10 protein-coding genes and 3 tRNA genes (1 of these 13 only partly in view) are annotated in these 9,066 nt (G+C 53.4%); 9 read left to right on the top strand and 4 right to left on the bottom strand.

Annotated features, from left to right (window positions below; genetic code table 11):
- The 5 genes from HMPREF3178_RS27785 to HMPREF3178_RS27765 all read left to right on the top strand — a co-directional run.
- Positions 1-34: transfer RNA gene (locus HMPREF3178_RS27785), tRNA-OTHER, on the top strand (it extends 53 nt beyond the left edge of the window).
- A 38-nt stretch (positions 35-72) separates the two neighbouring features.
- Positions 73-146 (top strand) — tRNA-Cys (locus HMPREF3178_RS27780).
- A gap of 13 nt (positions 147-159) precedes the next feature.
- Positions 160-246 (top strand) — tRNA-Leu (locus HMPREF3178_RS27775).
- Between the two features lie 199 nt (positions 247-445).
- Positions 446-1,333, top strand: coding sequence for a dihydrodipicolinate synthase family protein (locus tag HMPREF3178_RS27770; RefSeq protein ID WP_017145625.1), 888 nt, complete (start codon positions 446-448; stop codon positions 1,331-1,333).
- Positions 1,334-1,387: 54 nt separating this feature from the next.
- Positions 1,388-2,068: a YecA/YgfB family protein gene (locus tag HMPREF3178_RS27765; RefSeq protein ID WP_380297229.1), complete on the top strand. Its 681-nt coding sequence runs from the start codon at positions 1,388-1,390 to the stop codon at positions 2,066-2,068.
- A gap of 26 nt (positions 2,069-2,094) precedes the next feature.
- Here the strand turns inward: HMPREF3178_RS27765 and tyrP are convergent, their stop codons facing one another.
- The gene (gene tyrP, locus HMPREF3178_RS27760) at positions 2,095-3,306 is read right to left on the bottom strand and encodes a tyrosine transporter TyrP (protein WP_004103448.1); all 1,212 of its coding nucleotides are present in this window, start codon (positions 3,304-3,306) and stop codon (positions 2,095-2,097) included.
- Positions 3,307-3,501: 195 nt separating this feature from the next.
- Between tyrP and HMPREF3178_RS27755 the strand changes: the two genes are divergently transcribed.
- On the top strand, positions 3,502-3,741 hold the full coding sequence (locus HMPREF3178_RS27755; RefSeq protein WP_017145627.1) for a YecH family metal-binding protein: 240 nt from the start codon (positions 3,502-3,504) through the stop codon (positions 3,739-3,741).
- 37 nt (positions 3,742-3,778) lie between these two features.
- Here the strand turns inward: HMPREF3178_RS27755 and ftnA are convergent, their stop codons facing one another.
- Entirely contained in the window at positions 3,779-4,276 is a 498-nt protein-coding gene (gene ftnA, locus HMPREF3178_RS27750; RefSeq protein WP_004113821.1) for a non-heme ferritin, read from the bottom strand.
- Between the two features lie 419 nt (positions 4,277-4,695).
- On the opposite strand from ftnA, the gene HMPREF3178_RS27745 reads away from it, so the two are divergent.
- Entirely contained in the window at positions 4,696-5,334 is a 639-nt protein-coding gene (locus tag HMPREF3178_RS27745) for an RpiB/LacA/LacB family sugar-phosphate isomerase (RefSeq protein ID WP_004103442.1), read from the top strand.
- A 49-nt stretch (positions 5,335-5,383) separates the two neighbouring features.
- On the opposite strand, the gene HMPREF3178_RS27740 is transcribed toward HMPREF3178_RS27745, so the two are convergent.
- A complete protein-coding gene (locus HMPREF3178_RS27740) occupies positions 5,384-6,805 on the bottom strand; it encodes an MFS transporter (protein WP_017145628.1) in 1,422 nt (473 codons plus the stop codon).
- 208 nt (positions 6,806-7,013) lie between these two features.
- Between HMPREF3178_RS27740 and azuC the strand changes: the two genes are divergently transcribed.
- Both azuC and HMPREF3178_RS27735 read left to right on the top strand, forming a co-directional pair.
- Positions 7,014-7,097 carry a stress response protein AzuC gene (azuC, locus tag HMPREF3178_RS31210; protein WP_014229869.1) on the top strand — a complete coding sequence of 28 codons (84 nt, stop codon included), beginning with the start codon at positions 7,014-7,016 and terminating at the stop codon, positions 7,095-7,097.
- Positions 7,098-7,176: 79 nt separating this feature from the next.
- Positions 7,177-7,428, top strand: coding sequence for a DUF2766 family protein (locus HMPREF3178_RS27735; RefSeq protein ID WP_004103438.1), 252 nt, complete (start codon positions 7,177-7,179; stop codon positions 7,426-7,428).
- A gap of 46 nt (positions 7,429-7,474) precedes the next feature.
- On the opposite strand, the gene HMPREF3178_RS27730 is transcribed toward HMPREF3178_RS27735, so the two are convergent.
- A complete protein-coding gene (locus HMPREF3178_RS27730) occupies positions 7,475-8,986 on the bottom strand; it encodes an MFS transporter (RefSeq protein WP_024274409.1) in 1,512 nt (503 codons plus the stop codon).
- Between the last annotated feature and the right edge of the window lie 80 nt (positions 8,987-9,066).

The raw sequence follows: 9,066 nt of genomic DNA, 5'->3' as shown, positions 1-9,066 counted from the left end.
GGGGTCGCGAGTTCGAGTCTCGTTTCCCGCTCCAGTTTAAGACATCGGCAGTTGCGGGTGTTAAAGCATTAAGGCGCGTTAGCAAAGCGGTTATGTAGCGGATTGCAAATCCGTCTAGTCCGGTTCGACTCCGGAACGCGCCTCCAATTTCTATCCCGAGCCCGGATGGTGGAATCGGTAGACACAAGGGATTTAAAATCCCTCGGCGTTCGCGCTGTGCGGGTTCAAGTCCCGCTCCGGGTACCATTGGGATAAAGCAGAATAATCAAAGCAATAAGCAGTGTCGTGAAACCACCTACGGGTGGTTTTTTTGTTTTTGTCCCTTACGAAAAACCGCTTCAGCGCTACCTCTCGATCGTCGGGTTCATTTTGTCATAGGACAAAATACTTTTCTGTTGCTATTATCTGCCAGCACTCAATCATTATCTCAATAAGTGGGGATGAAATGTTCACTGGCCTCTGCGCTTTTCCTCTGACTCCGTTACATCCACATGGCGTTGATGAAACGGCATTTGCCCGAATTGTCACTCGTCTCGTCGAATCTGAGGTCGATTCCCTCGGCGTACTTGGCTCCACCGGAAGCTATGCCTGGCTTAGCCGTGAGCAGAGAATGCAGGTGGTGCGCCAGGCAAAATCGCATGCCGGACCCATTCCATTGATGGTCGGCATAGGGGCGCTGGGGACCGATCAGGTTCTCCGTCTGGCTGAAGACGCGCAGATGGCAGGCGCCAGCGCGCTGCTTCTGCCAGTAATGGCTTATCAACCCCTGACAGACGAGGAGATTTTGACTTTTTACCAGACCGTCACCCAACAGGTCTCCGTCCCCGTCTGCGTTTACGACAATCCCGTTACCACGCATGTGACGACTTCGGATGAACTTAAAGGCGCGATCGCCGCGCTACCCGGGATCGCCTCAATTAAAATCCCCGGCCCCGCGAAAAATGAAACCGTCCGCCGGATTCAGAGCCTGCGGCGCCAGCTACCGGCAGGGGTGAGTATTGGCATTAGCGGGGACGCCTGCGCGGCCGATGGCCTGAATGCCGGCTGCGAAGTCTGGTATTCGGTGTGCGGCGGCCTTTTCCCGCAGGTCGCCAAAGAGTTAACCGCGGCGGCAGCGCGAGGGGACGCTGAGCAGGCGACGGCAATCAGCGCCAGGCTCGCGCCGCTGTGGATGTTATTCAGTAAATATGGTGGCAGTCTGCGAGTGACCGCCGCAGCGGCAAGTATCCTCGGGCTGTGCGGGGAGGATTGCTTACCGCGACCGCTGCTCCCGCTTTCGTCGGATGCCTTTAGCGAAATTGCGGAAACACTTCGCACGCTGAAGCTCCTGTAGCCGGGTAGTTTTCTTTCGCTATTTCCGCTACTGTAAGCGCCATTTTTTACGACGATGAGCCTGTTTATGAAAACTGGACCCCTGAACGAAAGCGAAGTGGAATGGCTGGATGATATCCTGTCGAAATACGCGGTAGAAGGCACCATCATGGATGTTGCTGAACTGGATGGCCTACTGACGGCCATACTCTCCGGGCCGACCGAGATTGAGCCCGCGCAGTGGCTGATTGCTATCTGGGGCGGAGCGGATAATGTGCCGCGCTGGGCCAACGATCGCGAGCGAGACCGTTTCGTCAACCTGACGCTGCAGCATATGAGCGATATTGCCGAGCGTTTAAGCGACTATCCCGATCAGTTCGAACCGATGTTCGGCAGCCGGGAAGAGGAGGGGCAGGAGCTCACCATTGTTGAGGAGTGGTGCTTTGGCTATATGCGCGGCGTGGGATTAAGCGACTGGTCAGGTCTGCCTGCCGAGCTGCAGGCAGAGCTGGACGCCATCGCTCTGCACGGTACCGAAGAGCGCTTCGAGGCGCTGGATGAACTATCCGCGGAAGAGTTTATCGCCAGCGTTGAGCGAATTCGTCCTGCGGCCCTGGCGCTTTACAACTACTGGACTGAGCACGCTCAGCCCGCACAAGTTCAGCAGCCCATCAGGAATGAGAGCAAGGTTGGGCGCAACGATCCTTGCCCGTGCGGCAGCGGTAAGAAATATAAGCAGTGCTGTTTAACGAAATAACATCAGGGGCCGAATTGGCCCCTTTTTTATCCCACCGCCGGCAGTAATCCTGCGACTATCGCAAACTGAATCACTACGATAGCGATCCCGCAGAGCAGGACAAGCCACAGCGCCGCTGAACCGCCTGCGACCCGCCACGGGGCATCAGGGTGCTGTTGGCGGCTCTTCATTACCAGCAGCGAAGGCAGCATGAGCGCGAGCACGGCCAGCGCAACGCCCGCATAGCCTAACGCCATCACGAAGCCACGCGGATAAAATAGCGCGAAGGCCAGCGGAGGCAAAAAGGTAATCAGACCGCTCTGTAGCCGTCCACCGGCGCTGTTCTGGCGTTGAAACAGATCGGCCAGATAGTCGAACAACCCAAGCGCCACCCCGAGAAATGATGTCGCCAGCGCCAGGTCGGCGAACAGATGGACCGCCAGCTCAACGTGCGACGATGCCACCACTTCACGGATGGCCTCCAGCAGGCCATTGAGCCCGGCATTCTGCGCCAGCAGCGCGGTAAACGCAGGAGAGTCAATGCTGCCCAGCGTCGCCAGCTGCCAGAAAATATAGGCGACCAGAGGAATAAAGCTTCCGATGATAAATACCCGGCGCAGCTTGCGAATATCGCCGCCCAGGTAGCTCACAATACTGGGTATGCTGCCGTGAAAACCAAAGGAAGTAAAAATCACCGGAATGGCCGACAGCGCCAGCCCCTGCTGTAGCGGCAGAGTCAGCAGGTTTATCTGGTGAATGTGCGGCAGCAGAAGCGCAAGCATAATGGCGAGGAAAATAATCTTTGCGCTGAATAAAAAGCGGTTAAAAAGATCGACCAGCGAAGTCCCGATGCAGACGACCGTCCCACCGATAGCGGTAAAGATCAGAACGCCTGCCGCAGGAGGCAGCGTCCAGTCCAGCCACTGATTGAGGCTTGAGGCCAGCAGTTCGCCGGCGCCGCTGATATAGGCTGCCGTGAGCGCGTAAAGCAGAAACAGCATGCAAAAGCCGGTTGCCCATTGCCCGTATCGGCCCAGATAACGTGCCGCCAGCGAACCCAGACCCATGTCGGCCGGCACGTGCTGATAGACTTCCAGCAGCAGCAAAGCGGTATAACACATTAGCGCCCAAAGCGTTATCAGCAAAGCTAACGTCACGCCGAAACCTACGCCCGCCGATGCCAACGGCATGGCTAACATCCCTGCGCCGATGGTGGTGCCGGCGACGATTAAAATACTACCCAGAGTGCGGTTCTTCACGCTTTTCACTATCCATTACGGCATTCACAATTCATTATGCCGCGCAGAGTATGTGAAATCAGTCGCTTCGTCAAATGAAGGTTACAGGCGTTGTAATAAAAACTTTACAGTAGCAGAGGGTTTGCTTCAAAGCTGCGCTGGCGCAAGAATTCGCCGCCCGGGCTGGTATATTCTGCGGGCTTTACGGGAGAGAATATGCAATCGATTCATGGTCACGAAGTGCTGCAAATGATGATCGCCTCAGGCGAAACTTACACCGTGGCGACGCTTGAAGCGGCGATCGTCGCGCGTTTCGGTAAAGAAGCCCGATTTCACACCTGCTCGGCGGAAAATCTGAGTGCGGCGGAACTGGTGGCGTTTTTGCAGAAAAAAGGCAAGTTTATTGCCGCTGAAGAAGGGTTTAATACGCACGAAAGTAAAATTTGCCGCCATTAATACGGCAGCGGGCGCTGGAGCCTCGCTGCCGGCCTAATTAATTTTGCGTGTCGAGCGTTGCCAGCTCTTTATCAATAAAGTACAGACCTTCGCCGCTTTTACCTGCGAGGGTTAATTTATCAATAACCGATTTAAACAGCTTCTCTTCTTCGTGCTGTTCAGCAACGTACCACTGCAGGAAATTAAACGTCGGATAATCCTGACTGGTCATTGCCGCATGTGCCAGTTCATTAATTTTTTGCGTAATTAACTGTTCATGTTCGTAGGTCGCACGGAATAGCTCGTCAAGAGAGGCATACTCAGCAAACGGCGACGCGATAGCCGTGATGCAGGGCAGACTACCGGTATCGGTCAGGTAATCGAAAAGGCGCTGCATATGGGTCATCTCTTCCTGCGCGTGGCGACGAAGAAACGCCGCCGCGCCTTCAAAGCTGTGGTAACTACACCAGGCGCTCATTTGCTGATAAAGCAGAGAGGAATAAAGTTCAAGATTCATCTGCGCATTAAGCTTATCGATCATTTCAGTTTTTAGCATCTGGCTGCTCCGGGAAAAAAGAAATAAGTTTTAGTGCGCACACTATAATTTGTTATTAATTTATTTGCAAAAAGTAAATTAATAAATTCATTTATTAATAATGCAAATGGGAATAACACGCATTGGCACTTTTAAAATAATGAGAATGGTTTTAATTCCTTATTTCGTTCACTTCGCCGTTGGGCCAAATTTCGCCGTGTTAATCCGATCCCCCGCACACAGACCTGGCCTGAGATGACGCGACTTGCCTCAGGATGAGGCGGCGTCCTGGCAGGACGAAAGGCAAAAGTGTGAGGCGAGATGCAATTTATAAAACAACTTTTCATAAAATTTGAAAGTATGTTCGTAAGGTAGTATTGTCATAGCAACGCTAACGAACTATCGCGGGAAAACCCGCACAGCATTCAGGAGAGTAAAGCATGAAAATCGCACTGATGATGGAAAACAGCCAGGCGAACAAAAACGCCATCATCCTCAATGAATTAAACGCCGTTGCTGACGAGAAGGGCTTCCCGGTTTACAACGTCGGGATGAGCGATGAAAACGACCATCACCTGACCTATATCCATCTGGGCATTATGGCCAGCATCCTGCTGAATTCGAAGGCGGTCGACTTTGTGGTTACCGGCTGCGGCACTGGTCAGGGCGCGCTAATGTCGTTAAATATTCATCCGGGCGTCGTTTGTGGCTACTGCATCGACCCTGCGGACGCCTTCCTGTTTGCGCAGATCAATAACGGTAACGCGCTGTCTCTGCCGTTTGCGAAAGGATTTGGCTGGGGTGCAGAGCTGAACGTACGCTTTATCTTTGAAAAAGCCTTCACCGGCCGCAAAGGCGAAGGCTATCCGCCGGAGCGTAAAGAGCCTCAGGTGCGTAACGCCGGCATCCTGAACGCGGTCAAAGCCGCGGTGGTTAAGGAAAACTATCTGGATACGCTGCGTGCGATCGATCCGGAGCTGGTGAAAACTGCCGTTTCCGGCCCTCGCTTCCAGCAGTGTTTCTTTGAGAACTGCCAGGATAAAGAGATCGAAGCGTTCGTTCGCCAGATCATCGGTTAATTGATTAACACATCCTATGCAAGGCCAGCGCTGCTGGCCTTTTCTTTATCTATTTCTTTTTGTTCGACACGCTGCTACCCGCATCTTTTGTCAGATGCAGAGTATCAATCATGCCGACCAGGCAAATCAGCGCAATAAAGATAAACGACAGGCGGAAGCTGATGCCCGGAAGGTGAGAAAGCGTAAGCCATTCACTGAACTCTTCCCCAATACGAATACCTATCGCTCCAAGCGTTATCCCAAGTCCAACGGCCAGCTGGGATGCGGTGCTGAACAGCGTATTGGCATAGCTCATTTGTCCGGAAGGAACATCGGCAAAAGCGAGGGTGCTGATGCCGGTAAATTGAATCGATCGGAAGACCCCGCCGAGATAGAGAATTACAAAGATGAGCCAAACCGGCGTATGCGGGGTTAAAAAAGCGCAGGCCAGCAGCGATAATACGTTTAATGCGCCATTGATCAGCAGCAGACGGCGAAAACCCAGCCAGCGAATCAGCGGCGTTGTAAGGGGCTTGATGGTGAAGTTGCCGACGAACACCGCCAGCACCAGCAGCCCCGAGTGGAAGGGATCCATGCCGAAGCCGACCTGAAAAAGCAGCGGCAGCAGAAACGGAACGGCGCTGATGGAGGAGCGGAACAGCGAACCGCCGTACATGGTGACCCTGAAGGTGGGGATCTCCAGCGCATCAAGGCGCACCATCGGCCATTCAGCGCGGCGGAAGTGCCGTAACGAGAAAAGCATGCAGCCCAGGCCTAACGCCAGCAGCGCCAGGGTCTGCCAGCCCAGAGGCTGACGATCGCCGAGAAGCTCCATGGCGGCAACCAGGCTAACCATCGCCACCGAGGTCGCAAGAAAACCGGAAAGATCGAACGGGCGGCGCTCTTCTTCCCGAATATCCGGGATGATGCGCAGCGCCAGGGCAATCGCCACAAGCCCAAGCGGCACGTTAATAAAGAAGATCCAGTGCCAGCTGGCGTAGCTGGTGATAAATCCGCCCAACGGTGGGCCAATAATAGGCGCCACCAGCGCCGGCCAGGTCAGAGTGGCAATCGCTTTAATCAGCTGATGCTTCGGTGTGGTGCGCAACACCGCCAGGCGGCCCACGGGCACCATCAGCGCGCCGCCAATTCCCTGAAGAATACGCATGGCGACAAACACATCGACATTGGTCGACAACCCGCAAAACACCGAGGCGAGGGTAAAAATCGCCAGCGCCAGGCTAAAGATTTTCCGCGCGCCGAAGCGATCGGCGATCCAGCCGCTGGCGGGTATCAGCACCGCAAGGGTAATAAGGTAGGCGCTAATTCCAATGTTGAGATCCACTGCCGTTACGCCGAAGTCTTTCGCCATGTCGGGCAGGGCGGTGGCGATGACTGTGCCGTCGAGGAACTCCATAAAAAACGCGCCAGCCACCAGCAGAGCAGGTGCTGAAAAAGAGCGGTCGTCCCTGGAAGAGATGTTTGTACTCATCGTTGTATCGCTGCCATTGCTAAGCGATCCCGGATTCACCTGGAGCCCGCAGCTCTTAACTATCCGAAATAACTCACTTTTGTTGAATGTTTAAATTTATTTTGTAAATAAAACGTGATTTATCGCACGTTGAGATTGATTTTTGTGATACAGGTCATATTATAGCTGTGTAGATATTAACACCTGCATAACAAAAATGGAGCCAACCATGAAACTGCGCAAAATTCTGAAGAGCATGTTCGAAAACTACTGCAAAACCTTTAAAGACGTACCGCCTGGCGCTATGTTCTGATAAAAAAACCTGCTGCGGCAGGTTTTTTTATATCCGAGGAATTAGGGTACTATTACGCTCCTGAAAAAAGGAGTGAAAAATGTCTCAACATCTTACCGAACACGACGAACTGGTCTCTGACGTTGTTGCCTGCCAGTTAGTTATCAAGCAGATCCTCGACGTCATCGATATCATCGCCCCTGTCGAGGTGCGCGAAAAAATGACTACCCAGCTGAAAGCCATCGATTTTGCCAGCCACCCGGCCTCGGCTGACCCGGTGACGCTGCGGGCGGTACAAAAAGCCATCGCGCTGATTGAGCTGAAATTCACCCCGCAGGAAGAAGCGCACTAGCGGCGTGAGCCCCGCCATCAACGCGATAGCGGGGCGTTATTGCTGATTAATGGGACACGGCGGTTTGAATGACGTTCTCCTGCGCATTCTTGAACAGTTTGCTGTTGCCCCAGCACTCTTCATAACGATGGCCCACTAAATCTTCCACGATAAGGCGAACGTCCGGCGCGATGTCGGCAATTTTGCCTCCCGCTTTAATGCGCGCGACTTCCTGTAGCACCACCAGGTGCGCCTTGCGATCGAGCTTCATCTGTTTACTGAACACGATGGCTGCCAGCGCCAGTAAAATCACCCCTGCACAGAATACCACCGCAATCGCGGTGACCGCACTTTCCGGCTGCGTGTGCGCCTTTGACTGGAACCCGTAGAAGCTGAGGATAGCTCCCATTGTAAAGACGATAATCGAGCGCAAAATTTTACCTGAGAAAGTCATGGCGCCTGCATAGATCCCCTCGCGACGGCGGCCGGTGTAAATTTCATCGACATCAGCCAAAAAGGTGTAAACGGTCCAGGGAATGTAGTAGACGCCGCCGGTGCCGAGACCGAACAGCACCGTGATGCCAAACATCAGGATGGTGGCCAGGCTTGAAGGCAGGTGGAAGAACCACAGCGAGGTGTAGAGCAGCACGGCAAAGATGACCACGCTCAGCGCCAGAATATACGGCTTACTGAAGCCTTTCTTCACGCACAGGCCGATAAACAGGGCCGTTGATACCAGCTGCAGAATTGAGTTCAGGCTGTTGAGCCCGGCCACCATCGCCGGATCGTGTTGCAGCACGAAGATGACGAAGTAAGTGAAGATCGACGCAAACAGCCATTCGGCGCCGAAACCGCAGAGATACATACCAAGGTGTTTACGGAATACGCGCAGATAAAAGGTTGAGCGCATATCTTTGGCCAGCATAAGCAGCGTATTGAGTAGCCCCTTTTTCTCGCCCGAGCTTTTTTCCTCTTCGCGCGGTCGTTCCCAGCTGCAGTACCACAAACAGGAGATGGCCACGATAAGAATGACACCGTAGGTCAGTCCGGTAAGGAAAAACGGGGTGGCGGATTCTTTGCCATAAAGCAGGATGAACTGCCCGGGGATAAATGCCGCGAGGAAGTTAGCCAGTTTGCCGAATATCGCTTTATAACCGGTGAGCTTCGAACGCAGTGAGAAATCATCAGTCATTTCGGTCGCCAATGTTTCATAGGGGACCATAATCGAGGTATAAATGATTTCAAAGACGACGTAGGTGCACAGGTAGTACCAGAAACCGAGACCTTCTACCCACAGCAGCGGGTAGAACATCATTAGCGGAATGCCTATTAATAAAAAGAAGCGACGGCGGCCAAAGCGTTTACCGAGCCGGGTTTTGCCAAAGTTATCGGTGAGGTAGCCCATCAGCGGGTTACTAATCGCGTCGATAATGCTGGCGACGGAGAAAATAAAGGAGGCTTCGATCAGCGTCAGCCCACAGAAGGTTGTATAAAAATAGAGCAGCCAGGCACCGCTGATCGCCAGTGCGCCGCTTCCCAGCAAATTTCCGCCGCCGTAGGCTAACTGATGGCGTAACAAAATCGGTCTTCCCTGCAGCCCGTTTGAGGCTGAAGCCGTATATCTTTCCATTAAAATAAACTCCGTGTTTTAAATTTTTG

The organism is Klebsiella sp. HMSC09D12 (genome assembly GCF_001808475.1).
Lineage (GTDB): Bacteria > Pseudomonadota > Gammaproteobacteria > Enterobacterales > Enterobacteriaceae > Klebsiella > Klebsiella oxytoca.
The sequence above is the reverse complement of the archived record's forward strand: the minus strand, read 5'-3'. Positions and strand labels throughout refer to the sequence as shown.